Origin of the sequence: Streptomyces huiliensis, from assembly GCF_020037025.1 — a bacterium.
GTDB lineage: Bacteria > Actinomycetota > Actinomycetes > Streptomycetales > Streptomycetaceae > Streptomyces > Streptomyces huiliensis.
Genome location: NZ_JAIQLH010000156.1, coordinates 1 through 13696 on the forward strand (window position 1 = coordinate 1; position 13696 = coordinate 13696).

15 protein-coding genes are annotated in these 13696 nt (G+C 74.6%); 6 read left to right on the forward strand and 9 right to left on the reverse strand.

What is annotated here, in order from left to right:
* Positions 1–106: 106 nt before the first annotated feature.
* Positions 107–661 (reverse strand): NUDIX hydrolase, encoded by a 555-nt coding sequence (locus JNW98_RS23855; protein ID WP_223770330.1) that lies wholly within the window; start codon positions 659–661, stop codon positions 107–109.
* Positions 662–702: 41 nt separating this feature from the next.
* Entirely contained in the window at positions 703–1620 is a 918-nt protein-coding gene (locus JNW98_RS23860; RefSeq protein WP_223770331.1) for a LysR family transcriptional regulator, read from the reverse strand.
* Positions 1621–1766: 146 nt separating this feature from the next.
* On the opposite strand from JNW98_RS23860, the gene JNW98_RS23865 reads away from it, so the two are divergent.
* Both JNW98_RS23865 and JNW98_RS23870 read left to right on the forward strand, forming a co-directional pair.
* The gene (locus tag JNW98_RS23865) at positions 1767–2528 is read left to right on the forward strand and encodes an alpha/beta fold hydrolase (protein WP_223770332.1); all 762 of its coding nucleotides are present in this window, start codon (positions 1767–1769) and stop codon (positions 2526–2528) included.
* A gap of 44 nt (positions 2529–2572) precedes the next feature.
* Positions 2573–3412 carry an alpha/beta fold hydrolase gene (locus JNW98_RS23870; protein WP_223770333.1) on the forward strand — a complete coding sequence of 280 codons (840 nt, stop codon included), beginning with the start codon at positions 2573–2575 and terminating at the stop codon, positions 3410–3412.
* Between the two features lie 9 nt (positions 3413–3421).
* Here the strand turns inward: JNW98_RS23870 and JNW98_RS23875 are convergent, their stop codons facing one another.
* The 3 genes from JNW98_RS23875 to JNW98_RS23885 form a co-directional block, all read right to left on the reverse strand.
* Positions 3422–3796, reverse strand: coding sequence for a hypothetical protein (locus tag JNW98_RS23875; protein WP_223770334.1), 375 nt, complete (start codon positions 3794–3796; stop codon positions 3422–3424).
* 94 nt (positions 3797–3890) lie between these two features.
* Entirely contained in the window at positions 3891–4286 is a 396-nt protein-coding gene (locus tag JNW98_RS23880) for a roadblock/LC7 domain-containing protein (protein WP_223770335.1), read from the reverse strand.
* Between the two features lie 293 nt (positions 4287–4579).
* Complete coding sequence (locus tag JNW98_RS23885; protein WP_308015656.1) at positions 4580–5638, reverse strand: Lrp/AsnC family transcriptional regulator; 1059 nt, start codon at positions 5636–5638, stop codon at positions 4580–4582.
* A 130-nt stretch (positions 5639–5768) separates the two neighbouring features.
* On the opposite strand from JNW98_RS23885, the gene JNW98_RS23890 reads away from it, so the two are divergent.
* Complete coding sequence (locus JNW98_RS23890) at positions 5769–7328, forward strand: MFS transporter (RefSeq protein ID WP_223770336.1); 1560 nt, start codon at positions 5769–5771, stop codon at positions 7326–7328.
* Positions 7329–7514: 186 nt separating this feature from the next.
* Here JNW98_RS23890 and JNW98_RS23895 read toward each other — a convergent pair whose 3' ends face one another.
* A complete protein-coding gene (locus JNW98_RS23895; RefSeq protein ID WP_223770337.1) occupies positions 7515–8093 on the reverse strand; it encodes a TetR/AcrR family transcriptional regulator in 579 nt (192 codons plus the stop codon).
* Positions 8094–8184: 91 nt separating this feature from the next.
* Here JNW98_RS23895 and JNW98_RS23900 point away from each other — a divergent pair, with 91 nt between their 5' ends.
* Positions 8185–8631 carry an anthrone oxygenase family protein gene (locus JNW98_RS23900; protein ID WP_223770338.1) on the forward strand — a complete coding sequence of 149 codons (447 nt, stop codon included), beginning with the start codon at positions 8185–8187 and terminating at the stop codon, positions 8629–8631.
* Between the two features lie 50 nt (positions 8632–8681).
* On the opposite strand, the gene JNW98_RS23905 is transcribed toward JNW98_RS23900, so the two are convergent.
* On the reverse strand, positions 8682–9800 hold the full coding sequence (locus JNW98_RS23905; RefSeq protein ID WP_223770339.1) for an FAD-dependent oxidoreductase: 1119 nt from the start codon (positions 9798–9800) through the stop codon (positions 8682–8684).
* Positions 9801–9853: 53 nt separating this feature from the next.
* On the opposite strand from JNW98_RS23905, the gene JNW98_RS23910 reads away from it, so the two are divergent.
* Complete coding sequence (locus tag JNW98_RS23910) at positions 9854–10540, forward strand: TetR/AcrR family transcriptional regulator (protein WP_223770340.1); 687 nt, start codon at positions 9854–9856, stop codon at positions 10538–10540.
* Between the two features lie 52 nt (positions 10541–10592).
* Here JNW98_RS23910 and JNW98_RS23915 read toward each other — a convergent pair whose 3' ends face one another.
* The gene (locus tag JNW98_RS23915) at positions 10593–11246 is read right to left on the reverse strand and encodes a hypothetical protein (protein WP_223770341.1); all 654 of its coding nucleotides are present in this window, start codon (positions 11244–11246) and stop codon (positions 10593–10595) included.
* Between the two features lie 224 nt (positions 11247–11470).
* Here JNW98_RS23915 and JNW98_RS23920 point away from each other — a divergent pair, with 224 nt between their 5' ends.
* A complete protein-coding gene (locus tag JNW98_RS23920) occupies positions 11471–12331 on the forward strand; it encodes a DMT family transporter (RefSeq protein ID WP_223770342.1) in 861 nt (286 codons plus the stop codon).
* Between the two features lie 49 nt (positions 12332–12380).
* Here JNW98_RS23920 and JNW98_RS23925 read toward each other — a convergent pair whose 3' ends face one another.
* Positions 12381–13541, reverse strand: coding sequence for a methyltransferase (locus JNW98_RS23925; protein ID WP_223770362.1), 1161 nt, complete (start codon positions 13539–13541; stop codon positions 12381–12383).
* Positions 13542–13696: the final 155 nt, after the last annotated feature.

The following is a 13696-nucleotide window of genomic DNA, read 5'->3' on the forward strand; positions in this document are numbered from 1 at the left end:
AGGCCGGCTTCACGTCGATGCGTGCACCTGCCGGGCCCGTCGCGCCGGCCCCGCGTCGCGCCGGGCACCGCCCGCCAGGCCCCGCCTGCCAGGCCCGCGCCCCGCGTCAGCCCTCCAGCAGCGGCCGCACGCGGGACAGCGTCTCGCGCACGTTCTCCTCGGCCACCATCGCCAGCGCCTCGTCCACGCCCGCCCAGCGCAGCTCCGCCTCCGGGTGCTCCGGACGGACCGCCTCCGGCGCCCCGGTCGCCAGGACGAACCGCAGGTCGGCGTGTTCATGCGCCGGCTCCCGGTCAGAGGCGGGCACCGGCACCACGGCGACGTGCGCCAACTCCGCGTCCGGCCACGGCATCAGATCCGTCAGCGCCGTCTCCTCCCGCCCCTCCCGCACCACCACGTCCAGCGGGTCGTGCTCCCCGGGATCCCCGTGCCCGCCCACCAGCAGCCACGAACCGAGCCGCGGGTGCCGGCGCAGCAGCACCCGGCGGCTCTCCGGGTGGACGATGACCGCCGTCGCGGTGAGGTGCAGGGGGAGGGCGCGCCGCCAGGGGTCGCCGTCGGCGGCCAGCAGCGCGCGGATCCGGTCGACGTCGGCGCGCTCCCGGTCGTCGGCGGGGCGGTGGCGGCTGAGGAGGTCCAGGACGGGCCGGGGTGCGATCATGCGCGGCAGCTTAGGGAACCGCCGGCCGCGGCCCAACGGAATTATTCCGCCGGGCCCTTCCGCCCCGGCAGGGCCGGGGCCGCGGCGCCGTGGCACGCCTCGATCAGCGCCCGCAGCTCCGCGCGCGGCGGGTCCGGGCGCACCGCCAGGTACGCCCGCATGGCCGGCGCGGGGTCGCGCAGCCGCCGGAAGACCACGCCCGGCACCGGCAGTTGGTCGGCGTGCGGCGCGTAGAAGACCGTCCAGGACGGCTTCCCGTAGCCGACGGACGCCAGGGTGTCCTGGGCCGTGGTGAACTCCGGGCCGAGCTCCGGGGTGAAACCCGCCTCCTCGCACGAGCGCAGGACCAGCTCGTACAGCGCGGGGTTGCGCTCGGGGCCGGACAGGCGCAGCGGGAGCCCGGCCAGCTCCGCCATGCCGATCGTGTCGCGCACCGCGAGGTCGTGCCGGGCGGGCAGCGCGACCATGACGTCGTCCTCCCACAACGGCAGCAACTCCAGCCCCGGGACCGCCCGGTCGCCGCGCAGCAGGGTCGCGTCCAGCTCGCCCGAGCGGACGCGGCGGAGCCGCTCGCCGGTGGCGGCGGTGACCAGTTCCAGCTGGGCCAGGGGCGCCAGCCGGGCGAAGCCGTCGAGGATCGCCTCCAGCCGGGCGCCCAGGCCCGAGCTCGTGCCGAGCCGTAGGGTGGCCGCGCGCTCGGTGCGCAGTTCGTCGACGGCGGCCCGGGCCCGTTCGCGCGCGGCCAGCACCTCGCGGGCGTGCGGCAGCAGCCGGCGGCCGGCCTCCGTCAGGCCGACGGCCCGTGTCGTCCGGTCGAAGAGCGGCATGCCCAGCTCCCGTTCCAGCCGGCGCACCTGCTGGCTCACGGCCGACTGCACGATGCGCAGCCGCTCGGCGGCCCGCCCGAAGTGCAACTCCTCCGCCACCGTCAGGAAGTACTCCAGCTGCCGGAGCTCCACGCCCGCCCCCCACCCGCATTGATCATGATCCGTGATGAGTGTAGGCGCGCTTCGCTTCTTGGTCGCGGGCGGCCGGCGCGATGGAGTGGGGATCACCGACGGACCGGCACCAGCGCCCGTCCGACCACTGGGAAAGGGGTCCCGCCATGGCCTACGCGAACGTCAACGGCACCACGCTCTACTACGAGGACGAGGGCACCGGTCCGGCCCTGCTGTTCCTGCACGGCTGGGGGACCAGCGGGCGGGTGTGGGGCGCCCAGCTCCCCGCGTTCGCCCCGGACCACCGCGTCGTCACCGTCGACTGGCGCGGCTGCGGCCGGTCCGACCGCCCCGCCGCGGGCAACGACATCGACGGCGTGGTCGGCGACCTCGCGGAGCTGATCGGCACCCTCGGCCTGGAACGGACCGTGGTCGTCGGCTCGTCCATCGGCGCCGCCTTCGCCGTCGAACTGGCCCTGCGTCACCCGGAGCTGGTCGCGGGCGTGGTCTCGGTGGACGGCTCGGCCCACTGGCTGACGCTCGTACCGGACGCCTCCGACCTCGTCGACGGGCTGCGGGACGACCGGGCCGGCACGCTGGCGGGCTGGGTCCCCGGCTGGTTCAGGCCGGACACCTCGCCGCTGCTGGCCGACTGGACGATCCGGCAGATCCTGGACTCCGGGGTGTTCATCGACAGGCAGTTCGACCAGGCCCTGACGTACGACCCGCGCCCGGCACTGCCGGGCCTGCGGGTGCCGGTCCACTACATCCACGGGGAGCTCAGCCACATCCCCGTCGCGATCTCCCGGGAGTGCGCCGAGCTGAGCCCGGGCGCCGAACTCCGCGTCATCGCCGGCGCCGCCCACATGCCGCACCAGGAGCGGCCCGCCGCCTTCAACGCGGCACTGCGGGACCTGCTGGCCGCGTGAGCGCGACCCGCCTCTTCCTTACCTGAAACCTGAAACGGATACCCATGCCCACCACCACCGCCTCCCTCTCCCACGGCGAGGCCACCGTCGCCTACGACCGCACCGGCTCCGGCCCGGGCCTCGTCCTCGTCCACGGGACGGGTGCCGCCAAGGAACAGTGGCAGCCCCTGACCGGGGTCGTCGCCGACCGCTTCACCGTCGTGGCGCCCGACCTCTCCGGATCCGGTGCCACCACCGACCACGGCGGGCCCCTCACCGTCGCCGACCTCGCCGACGAGGTCCTCGCCGCGGCCGACGACGCCGGGCTCGACACGTTCCACCTGGCCGGCCACTCGCTCGGCGCCGTCGTGGCCGCGCACCTGGCGGGGACGCGTCCCGGCCGGGTGCGGTCGCTAGCGCTGCACGCCGGGTGGGTGCGCACGGACGCCCGGATGGCGGCGGAGTTCCGCCACTGGCTCGCCCTGCTGCGCGCCGACGCCCGGCACGGCACGGACCTGTTCATCCGGATGCTGCCGCTGATGGCCTACGGCCCGCGCTACTGGGAGCGAACGGACGCCGACGCCTACGAGGCCCTGGTCGGCGCGCTCGCCGGGTTCGTCGCCCCCGGCACCGACCGGCAGACGGAGGCCGATCTCGCGGTCGACCTGCGCCCGCTGCTGGGCCGGATCACCGCGCCCACCCTGGTGCTGGCCAGCGCGCACGACCGCCTCATCGACGCCGGCCAGCAGGAGGCGCTGCTGGCCGGCATCGCGGACAGCCGCTACGCGGAGATCGACGCCGGGCACGGCGCCCCCGGGGAGGACCCGGAGGGCTTCGCCGCGAGGCTCGCGGCCTTCCTCGACGAGCGCGTGGCCGCCGAGCGGACGCCCGCCGGCCTCCGCTGACCGCCGGGCTCAGACCTCCAGGTCGCTCTCTATCCGCTTGAGCTGGTGGCGGGCCATCGCCAGATTGGCCCGCTTGCCGTCCAGGACGAGGTACAGGAAGAGGCCGCTGCCCCCGCGCCCGGTGAGCAGGCGGATCAGGTGGTACTGGGTGCCGAGCGTGATGAGGATGTCCTCGATGCGGTCCTGGAGGTTCAGCATCTCCATGGCGCGCAGTTTGGCCCGGACGACGTCGGTGTTGGCCGCCGCGGCGACGTTGAGGTCGATCGACTGGTTGCCGCCAAGGGTGCCGAGCGCCATGCCGCTGCCGTAGTCGACGAGCGCGACGCCGATGGCTCCCTCGATGGAGTTCATCGCGTCCTTGAGTGCCATTTCGGTGTTGGCCATGAGAGTTCCGCTTTCGGTGGTGTCGGTAGGGATGCGGTGGCGGGTGGGGGCGTCCGCACGGGAGCTCGTCCCGGGCGCCCTCAGGGCCGCGGTGTCACGGCTGGCGCTGCCGCTGGAAGGCGCCGTCGATCAGGGCGCCGAGGCGGGGGCAGGCCCGGCGGGCCTCGATGTTGAGCCGGCCGACGTTCGCGTCGGCGGTGGCCAGCAGCGTCAGGACGCTGGACGTGCCCGCCGCGTAGGTGGCCACGTAGCCGAACTCGCCGTTGACCAGCAGCTCCCGGAAGCCGCCGTGGCCCACGGCGTCCGTCAGCCGGGCTCCGACGCCCAGTGCCGCGGCGGTCAGCGCGGCCACCCCGTCGGGTTCCGCGTTGGCGAGCAGATGGGCGATCACCAGGCCGTCCGTGCTCGCCACCATCGCACCGGTCAGGTAGGGGACCCTGACCCGTAACTCCTGTAACTCGGCGAGCACTTCGGGTGGTGCGGCGGTCATCGACTGCCTCCTTCCGGCGAACTGCCTCAAGGCGCGCCTCATCATGGATTGGGTGGAGTCGGGCGGGTGCACGGCACGGTCACACAATCCTCTCCCGCCCTCGGGCGATTACCAGTGGCGTGTCCGTTGCGACGGAAGGTATGCGAAAGGAGTGCGGCGGCGGGAGGGTTTCGGCATTTTCCGTCGGCACATTCCTCTGAGGCACGCTGCCGGAGAGGGCCGGAAACCGACGTTTCAATTGGTCCGGACCACAACGGCCCACTCGGCCCTTGCCCCCTCTCGTCTCCGGCCGCTCACCACTGCCCCCACTCCGGCGTCCGCAGCGGACCGGCGCCCTTCACCGTGCGGTGGATGGGCGTCGTGCCGGTGCCCAGGATGCCGGGCAGCGCCGCCACCGGGCCGGTGAGGTAGCGGTAGAAGGCCGTGACGTCCGGCGTCGTGACGCTGACGTGCACATTGGCGTCCCCCGTGATCGCCGCCGCGAACGCCACCTCCGGGTGGGAGGAGAGCGCCCTGCCGACCTCCTCGATCCTGGACGGCTCCACGTTCAGCCACAGCAGGGAACGGAAGTTCCGCTGGAGCACCCGCGGGTGGTAGTCGACGTCGAAGTACAGCACCCCGGCCGCCCGCAGCTCCGCCATCCGGCGCCGCACCGTCGTCTGCGACCAGCCGGTGGCAGCCGCGAGCTCCCCGACGGACGCCCGGCCGTCCAGCGCCAGCACGTCGAACATCCGGCGGTCCGCCGCGTCGACCGGGAAGGCCGGGCCTGGGTCGGCGGACGGGTACTCCGGGGCGTCCCGGGGGGAGAGCCCGGCCACCTGTTCGGCGGAGAGCGGGCCCGACTTGGTCAGCAGGCTGCACTCCTGCCCGAAGAAGACGTGCAGCAGCGAGTGGGCCGTGACGTCCACCACCCGAGGCGTGCCCGGCAGCTTCTCCAGCAGCAGCGCGTCCTCCCCGGGCCGTTCCGGCCGCACCAGGCAGGCGATCTCGGTGCCGCCCGCCGTCAGGTTGATCCAGGTGGTGTCCCTGCGCCGGGCCAGCGCCGCGGCGATCTGCGCGGACGCGCCCGGCGCGCAGCGGATCCGGACGATCCACGGCGCCTGGCCCATGCGCAACGGCTCGGTCAGCCCCAGCACCCGCAGGACGCCGGCCGACCGCAGCCGCGTGTAACGCCGGGCGACCGTCTGGTCGGAGACGCCGAGCACCTCGGCGATCCGGCGGAACGGCGCCCGGCCGTCGATCTGGAGAGCGTGGACGAGGGACTGGTCGGAGGCGTCGAGCGGCGGAAGCACCGTTCGCCGGTCGTCCGGAGGGGTGTCGGGCGGGGTGTCGAGCGGGATGTCGAGATTCACCGTTCCACGATAAATCCTGTCGGATTTCGCGCCCCGAGCGCTCCTGGCTGTGTGAAGAGGGTGTTCCGCCGGATGGTTGCGGCGCGGGTGACGCGGAGACCTTCCGCGGCCCGGACGAAACGGAGTGATCATGCGCAAGTGGTGGCCCTTGGTGGCGGTGAGCCTGGGCGCCTTCATCCTGCTGGTGGACGTCACCATCGTGAACGTGGCCCTGCCGGCGATGGGGGACGACCTCGACGCCACCTTCTCGTCCCTGCAGTGGGTGGTCGACGCCTACGCCCTGGCCCTCGCCGCGCTGCTGCTAGTGGCCGGCTCGCTGGCGGACCTGTTCGGCCACCGGCGGCTGTACGTCATCGGCCTGACCCTGTTCGCCCTGGCCTCGCTGGGCTGCGGGCTCGCCCCGAACGCGGGCGTGCTGGTGGCCGCCCGCGCGGTGCAGGGCGTCGGCGGCGCCGCGATGTTCGCCACCTCGGCGGCCCTGCTCGGCGCCACCTACCAGGGCCGGGACCGGGGCACGGCCTTCGGGATCTGGGGTGCCGTCAACGGCGCCGCCGCGGCGGCCGGACCCATCCTCGGCGGACTGCTCACCGAGCACATCGGCTGGGAGGCCATCTTCCTGGTCAACCTGCCGATCGCCGCGGCGGCCGTGCTGCTGACCCTCCGCGTCGTCCGCGCCGACCGGCCGCGCACCGACGGGCGGCGCGCCCGGGTGGACGTCCCCGGTGCCGTCACCTTCACCCTCGCCGCGGCGGCCCTGACCTACGGGTTCATCCGCAGCGCCGAGTCCGGCTGGACGTCGGCCACCGTCCTCGTCTCGTTCGCCGTCGCGGCCGTGGCCCTCGTCGGGTTCGTCCTCGCCGAGACCCGCGCCGGGCGCCGCGGCGAGGTGCCCATGCTGGACCTGGCCCTGCTCCGCCGGCCGTCGTTCGCCGGTCTGATGGGCGGCGCGCTGCTGTTCCAGGGCGGCGCGTTCGGCGGCCTGGTGCTCGTCTCCATCTGGCTGCAGTCCGTGCTCGGCCTCGGCCCGGTGGAGAGCGGCCTGGCCCTGACGCCGATGGCCGTGGCGTCCTTCCTGGTGGCCGCGCTCGCCGGCCGGCACACCCAGCGGATGGCACCGCGGCTGCCCATCGGTGCCGGGCTGCTGCTCGTCGCCCTCGGCATGTACCTGCTGTACACCGCGATGTCCGCCGACGCCGGCCGCTCGGCCCTCGTGCTCGGACTGGCCGTCGCGGGCGTCGGCGTCGGCCTCGCCACGCCGGTGCTGGTCTCGGCCGCGACCGGCAGCGTGCCGCCGCGGCGCATGGGCATGGCTGCCGGCGCGGTCAACACCTTCCGCCAGCTCGGCACCAGCCTCGCCATCGCCGTCCTCGGCGCCGTCTTCACCCACGCCGCCCGCGCCGACCTCGCCGGCTCCGTCCCTGACCCGCACGGCGCCGCCTCCGCCCTCGCCGGCGGCCAGGCCCAGCGCCTCGTCGCGGCCGCCCCGAAGGACCACCGGTCCGCGGCCGAGGACCTCGTCCACCGCGCCTTCGCCGACGGCCTCCAGTCCGTCTTCCTCTGGTCCGCCGCCGCCGCGGTCCTGGGCGGCCTCCTGGTCCTGGCCCTCGTCCGCCCGACTCCGCCCCAGCCCCCGGCCCCGACCGCTTCCGGTGACACGGAACCCGCCCGGGAGGCCGCGGCACGGGTTTGACCGGTACCGCCGCGCACGATCCTCGCTCCGGCCACGCCGCGCCACGGTCTTCGACCGGGCGCGGCGTGGCCGTCTCCGCGGGCCGCGGTGGGCGCGATGCGGGCGGGGTGCGGCCGGAGACGGCCCGCGGCCGCAGGCGAGCGGCGGGGGTCGGGGACCCGGCCGCGTGCCCGCCCGGACGGTGCGTCAGAGCGCCGCGAGCCGGTCGACGAGGAGCTCGGTCCTCCGTTCGGTGTCCTCCGGCGGCAGCCGTCCCGCCCGGGTCAGGGTCGCCAGCCCGTGCAGGGACGCCCAGAACACCTCGGTGAACAGCGCCGGGTCGACGCCGTCGCCGGCAACCTCTCCGAGGCTCTCCAGCAGGGCGGCGAAGGCGTCCTTCAGGGGTTCCGGGGTGTCCTCGTCCGCGAACGCCAGGCCGTTGTCGAGCCGGAAGATGGCGTCGTAGACCGCCGGGTTGCGGGCGGCGAAGTCGAGGTAGGCGCGGGCGAGGGCGGTGACCCGGGCGCGGGGGCCGTCCGCGGCGGAGGCCGCGGCCCGCAGTGCCGCGGCCATCTCGGCGGCGCCTTCGAGGGCGACGGCGCCGATGATCTCGCGCTTGCCACGGAAGTGGCTGTAGAGGACGGGCTGGCTGTACTCGATGCGCTCGGCGAGCCGGCGGGTGGTGACCGCGTCCCAGCCCTGCTGCTCGGCGAGTTCGCGGGCCGTCGCCAAGATGAGGCGTTCGCGGCCCGCTCGTTCGCGCTCTTTGCGTTCTTGTACCGACATGGCCCGATGCTAGCACTGCTAGACAATCGAGCGGCAGTAGGTCTAGCTTTGCCTCAACAGCTAGCGGCGCTAGATTCCAGGAGGGGTCATCATGCTCGACACGCTCGAGGTCGTCACCACCGTGATCGTCGGAGTGATGGTGGGGGTGGAGTTCGCCGTCGCCTTCTTCGTCAATCCGATCCTCGACAGGATCCCTGGCGACGGCGGCCTGCACGGCCGCGCCCACGGGGCCCGGCTGCTCGGCGCCGTGATGCCGTTCTGGTACGTCACCTCGCTCGTCCTCGCCCTGGCCTGGGCCGTCACCGGTCGGCACCACCACGGCGCCGGCCTCGTCGTCACCGCCGCCGCGCTGCTGATCCTCAGCGTGGTGATGTCGATCGTGCTGCTCGTGCCGATCAACAACCGGGTCAAGACGTGGATCGCCGACACTCCGCCCGCCGACTGGCAGCGGCAGCTGAACCGCTGGGACCGCTTCCACTACGTCCGCGTCGCCGTCATCGTCGCCGCCTTCGCCCTGCTGGCCGCCGCCGGCGCCTGAGCGGGGGCCGCCGCCGAGCCGTCGGCCCGCGGGTGCTCACGCGCCGGCGGTCAGGACGGCTGGACCCGGTCGAAGAGGGCGAGGGCTTCGGCGGGGTCCGGGCTCACGAGGCGTTCCAGGCCGGCCGTCGTGATCTGCGCCCACTTGCCGGCCCGTGCCCACATCCGTTCCTCGAAGGCGCGGACGGCCTCGTCCGGATCTCCGGAGCCGGTGGCGAGGGACTCGGCGAGTTCGGCCCCTTCCAGCATCGCGAGGTTCGCGCCCGCTCCCAAGGGGGGCATCAGGTGGGCGGCGTCCCCCAGGAGCGTCACCCCGGGGACGTGGGTCCAGGTGTGGGACACGGGCAGGGTGTGGAAGGGGCGGTGGACGAAGGCGGTGCCGCGCCGGAGGAGGTCGAGGACGGGAGCGGCCCAGCCGTCGAACAGCGTCAGCAGGCTCGAGCGGAGGGCTTCGTCGTCGGCCGGGTCCGGGCTCCCGTGCCAGTCCAGCGGCGCGCGGAACTTGGCGTACACCTTGACGTGGCCGCCGCTGTTGCGCTGGGCGACGAGAGAGCGGTTCGCGCCGTACACGGCCACGGAACCGTCGCCGATCAGCCGGGCGAGGTCGGGGTGGCGGATGTCGACGTCGTCGAGGGAGGTCTCGACCGAGGTGACGCCGGTGTAGTGCGGCGTCACCGGCGAGACCGCCGGGCGGGTCCGGGACCAGGCGCCGTCCGCGCCGATCACGAGGTCGAACGTTTCCCGTCGCCCGTCGGCGAAATGGACCACCGCGCCGTCCCGGGGCCCCGGCGCCACCCGCGTCACGTTCCGGCCCCACCGGACGTCGAGCGGGCCGAGCAGCAGGTCGCGGAGGTGCCCGCGGTCGATCTCGGGGTTGGCCCGGTCGTCCGGACCGGGTCGCCAGTCGCGCAGGACCGTCCCGTCCGTGTCCAGGATGCGCATGGCCTGCCCCTCGGGGCGGGACAGCGCCCGGAACTCCGCCAGCAGCCCCGCCTTCTCCAGCGCGAGTTGGCCCAGCCCTTCCTGGAGGTCCAGCGTGCCGCCCGGGGGGCGGGCACCGGGCGCGGGATCGCGTTCGAGGACGGTGACGGGGTGGCCGTGGTGGTGCAGGACACGGGCGAAGGTCAGGCCGGCGGGGCCGCCGCCGACTACTGCGATGCGATGCCTCATGTCGATACACTGTATTGATCCATGACGGTGTATCGCAACGGTACGGTGTGGTCATGACTGTGTGGGACCGGCCGGAGCCGCCGGCTCGCCCCGTGCCGCTCGACCGGGAGCGGATCGTCGCCGCCGCCATCGCGCTGGCCGACGAGGGCGGGCTCGAGGCGGTGTCGTTGCGCAAGGTCGCCGCCCGGCTGAACGCCGGGCCGATGCGGCTGTACGGATACATCTCCACCAAGGAGGAGCTGTTCGACCTCATGGTGGACGCGGTCCAGGCCGAGATCCTCCCCGAGGAGCGGCCCGGTGACTGGCGGGAGGCCCTGCGCGACCTCGCCCACCGCACCAGGCGGACCGTCCTCCGCCACGAATGGCTGGCCGACCTCCTCGGCGGCCGCCCGAGCCTGGGCCCGAACGGCCTCGCCGTGACCGAGGCCACGCTGGCCGCCCTCGACGGCCTCGCCGACGTCGACACCGCCCTGCGCGCCGTGGAAATGGTCAGCGCCTATTCCACCGGCGCGATCAGGCGCGAGATCGCCAACCTGCGGGCCGGGCGCGCCACGGGCCTGTCCGAGCGCGACCGGCAGCGCGCCGCCGGCCCGCATGTGACGAGGATGCTGGCCACGGGCCGCTACCCGGCGCTGGGCAGGGTGGTGCACGACGCCACGCACGTGGACGCCGAGGAGTCCTTCGCGACCGGCCTGGACTGGGTACTCGACGCCGTGGCCGCCAGACTCCACCGGACCTGACCGTTCTCTTGGCCGGGAAGAGCGCTGCCGGCGGGCGGCGCGGCGGACGGGCCTACGCGATCAGGTCAGCGACGAACTTCCTGAGGCGGCCGCGCAGGACCGGAGTGACCCCGTGGATCAGCTGGGAGCCGTAGGCGACCGCCACCCCCGCCGGAGCGGACGTCGTCCAGCGGGTCGTGGGGGTCCGGGACAGCCAGCTCGGCTCCACCGCGTGACCGCGGCCGGCCGGCTGGTGGGGCAGGCAGCGGGTGAGGGGAGTGCCCGGGGCGAAGCCCTCGTCCTCGCCGGCGACCGCGCCCGTCCACGGAACGCCGCTGGACGTCGTCTCCACGTAGAACAGGCCGCCCTCGTCCGCGTCGACGACCGAGACCCCGATCCGGCCGATCCGGCGCGGGGCGGTGCCGGGGGAGGGGATGCCGTCGAGGTGCGTGGGGACCGCGTCGCCCGGCCAGAGCTCCGTATAGCCCCACGGGCCGGAGCCGCGCACCGACGGCAGCGCGCGCCGGATCGCCGGCAGGGCCCGCTCCGTCGCCCGGCGCAGGATCTCCTCCGCCCCGGACGGCGCGGGCACGACCTCCGCCTGCCGCTCCGGGCGCCGGGACGCGACCGGATCGGCGTCCACGAACTTGGCCAGCCGTGCCCGCTCCTCCGCGTCGACGAAGTCCTCGATCGTCTGGAGCACCAGGGTCTCACTGATGTGGATCACATCGTCCTCCTCGGCAGGCATCCGCCGGGCCGGCGCGCCCGGCACCCGCCACCCTCCGCGCGCCGCCGCCCCGGGCACAAGCGCACAACCGGTCGTCATGCGGCGGGCGGAGGGGCGGCTGATCGTGTGACGGGTGGGCTGCGGGCGGTGCCGTGGGGCCGGTGGGAGGGAGCGCTCTGCCACCGTGGGGCCGGCGACCGTCCGCCGGACCGGAGGGGTGACCCGTGGCAGACGCCCTCACGGTGCTGTTCGCCGTACTGGCCGCCGTCAGCAACGCCACCGCCGTGGTGCTCCAGCGGACGGCGGCGCGCACCGTACCAAAGGCCGACGCCTTCAGTCTCCGGCTGGTCCGCGACCTGCTGCGGCACCCCGTGTGGTTCGCCGGGATCGCCGCCGTCCTCTGCGCCGCCGTCTTCCAGGCGCTCGCGCTCTCCCTCGGCTCCCTCTCGCTGGTACAGCCGATCTTCGTCAGCGAACTCCCGTTCGCGCTGCTCATCGCCGGCACCGTCTTCCGCCGCCGGCTGCCGACGTACGGCTGGGCGGCGATCCTGCTGGTCGCCGCCGGGCTGGGGCTGGCCCTGGCCGCCGCCGCGCCCGGCGGGGAGCACGTCCGCGTCGGCTTGGCGCGCTGGCTGGCCGCGCTCGCCGCCTCGGCGGCCGCGATGGCGGTCTGCGTGGCGGCCGCCCTGCCGCGTCCCCGGGGCAAGGCCCGGGCCGCCCTCTTCGGCGCGGCCGCGGCCGTCGGCTACGCCCTGACCGCCGCGCTGATGAAGGACGCCGCCGTCACCTTCGCCCGGCAGGGCGCCGGCGCCTTCCTCACCTGCTGGCAGACGTACGCCTTCGCCGCCGCCGGGGCGGCCTCCCTGTTCCTGCTCTCCAACGCCATGGAGTCCGGGCCGCTGCTCGCCTCCCAGCCCGCACTCACCCTGGGGGACGCGCTCGTCAGCCTGACGCTGGGGCTCCTGGTGTACGAGGAGCACGTGCGCACCGGGTGGTGGCTGGTGCCCGAGGCCGTCGGGGCGCTGATGATCGTCGCCGGGGCGCTGGTCCTGCCCCGGGTGGAGGCGGAGGCGCTGCCGGACTGAACCGGCCCGTCCGCCCCCGGTTCGTTCGTCCCCACCGCCCCGCCGGGCGCTACCGCTTCACCGCCCGCAGTACCACGAACTTCGGATCGCTCGCCACGACGTCGCAGTTGCCGAAGATCCGGCGCAGCTTGACGTGGTACCCGAGGTGCCGGTTGCCCACGACCCACAGTTCGCCGCCCGGGCGCAGGGAGCGGCGGGCGCCGGTGAACATGCGCCAGGCCGTGGTGTCGGTCGTCGCCTGGTGCGAGTGGAACGGCGGGTTGTTCAGCACCAGGTCGACCGAGCCCGGGGCCACCGCCGACAGGGCGTCGCCCACGACGAACTCGGCCGCCCGCGCGGCCCCGGCGTTCGCCCGGAAGGTGGCCCGGGCCGAGGCGACGGCCTGGTGGGACTCGTCCGTGAACAGCACCACGGCGTCCGGGTCGGCCAGGGCGGCGGCCGTGCCCAGCACGCCGTTGCCGCAGCCGAGGTCCACGACGCGGCCGCCGCCGCGCCGCCGCGGGAGGTGGTTGAGGAAGAAGCGGGTGCCGATGTCGAGGCGGTCCGCGCAGAAGACGCCCGCGTGGTTGACCGTCGTCAGTCCGGCGGCCGGCCCGGCGTCCGGGCCCAGGGTGTGCTCGATCGGCCAGGGGCTGGGGCCGGGGCGCCGGACGAGCTCCGGGTCCGGCGTGCAGAAGATCAGCCGGGCCTTCTTGAGCGCCAGCGACGTCCGCGTCGGGCCGAGCACGTCCTCGAACAGCTTCAGTGTCGAGGTGTGGATCTCGGTGACCTTGCCCGTGCCGACGACCGTCGTCCCCGCGTGCACGGCGGGCGCCAGCCGGCGCAGCTGGTCCTCCAGCAGCGCCAGGCTCTTGGGCACCCGGACCAGCAGGACGTCGATCCGCTCCGGCGGGGTGTCCCGCGTGGACAGCAGCCGTACCGAGTCCGCCGGGACGCTGTTGCGTGCCAGGTTCGCCCGGGTCGCCTGCTGGGTCAGGAAGGAGTCCGTGATCTGCGTGGGGCGGTGCGGGGCGAGCGCGGTGACCAGCGCGCCCCAGCGGTCGCCGACGACGACCACGTCGCCCGACAGGTCGACCGGGCCGTCGTCCCCGTGCGCGAGGTGCCGCAGCAGGTACTCGTCGGCGGCGTCCCAGGCGAACAGCCGGTCGCGGGGGTCCTCAGGAAAGCGGGCGAGGTCGAACGCGCCCCATGACGTGGAAAAACGCTTCATCGTGCCGCTCAGGCTAGCGGAGCGGCCCCCGCCGCCCCCAATCAGCGCGGCCCCGCCGCCTGGGGGTCTGTCGCTTGTGGTCCTGCCGCTTGTGGTCCCGCTCCCGGTCCCGTCGTCCGTGACGGCCTCGGGCCCGCGCAGCAGGGACCGCAGCC

What these genes read in the sequence shown, in the direction of transcription:
- JNW98_RS23865 (WP_223770332.1), top strand. Translation starts at nt 1,767, where the DNA reads ATGGCCTACGCGAACGTCAACGGCACCACGCTCTACTACGAGGACGAG.
- JNW98_RS23900 (WP_223770338.1), top strand. Translation starts at nt 8,185, where the DNA reads ATGCTCGACACGCTCGAGGTCGTCACCACCGTGATCGTCGGAGTGATG.
- JNW98_RS23875 (WP_223770334.1), bottom strand. Translation starts at nt 3,796, where the DNA reads ATGGCCAACACCGAAATGGCACTCAAGGACGCGATGAACTCCATCGAG.
- JNW98_RS23895 (WP_223770337.1), bottom strand. Translation starts at nt 8,093, where the DNA reads ATGTCGGTACAAGAACGCAAAGAGCGCGAACGAGCGGGCCGCGAACGC.
- JNW98_RS23910 (WP_223770340.1), top strand. Translation starts at nt 9,854, where the DNA reads ATGACTGTGTGGGACCGGCCGGAGCCGCCGGCTCGCCCCGTGCCGCTC.
- JNW98_RS23905 (WP_223770339.1), bottom strand. Translation starts at nt 9,800, where the DNA reads ATGAGGCATCGCATCGCAGTAGTCGGCGGCGGCCCCGCCGGCCTGACC.
- JNW98_RS23925 (WP_223770362.1), bottom strand. Translation starts at nt 13,541, where the DNA reads ATGAAGCGTTTTTCCACGTCATGGGGCGCGTTCGACCTCGCCCGCTTT.
- JNW98_RS23870 (WP_223770333.1), top strand. Translation starts at nt 2,573, where the DNA reads ATGCCCACCACCACCGCCTCCCTCTCCCACGGCGAGGCCACCGTCGCC.
- JNW98_RS23880 (WP_223770335.1), bottom strand. Translation starts at nt 4,286, where the DNA reads ATGACCGCCGCACCACCCGAAGTGCTCGCCGAGTTACAGGAGTTACGG.
- JNW98_RS23855 (WP_223770330.1), bottom strand. Translation starts at nt 661, where the DNA reads ATGATCGCACCCCGGCCCGTCCTGGACCTCCTCAGCCGCCACCGCCCC.
- JNW98_RS23890 (WP_223770336.1), top strand. Translation starts at nt 5,769, where the DNA reads ATGCGCAAGTGGTGGCCCTTGGTGGCGGTGAGCCTGGGCGCCTTCATC.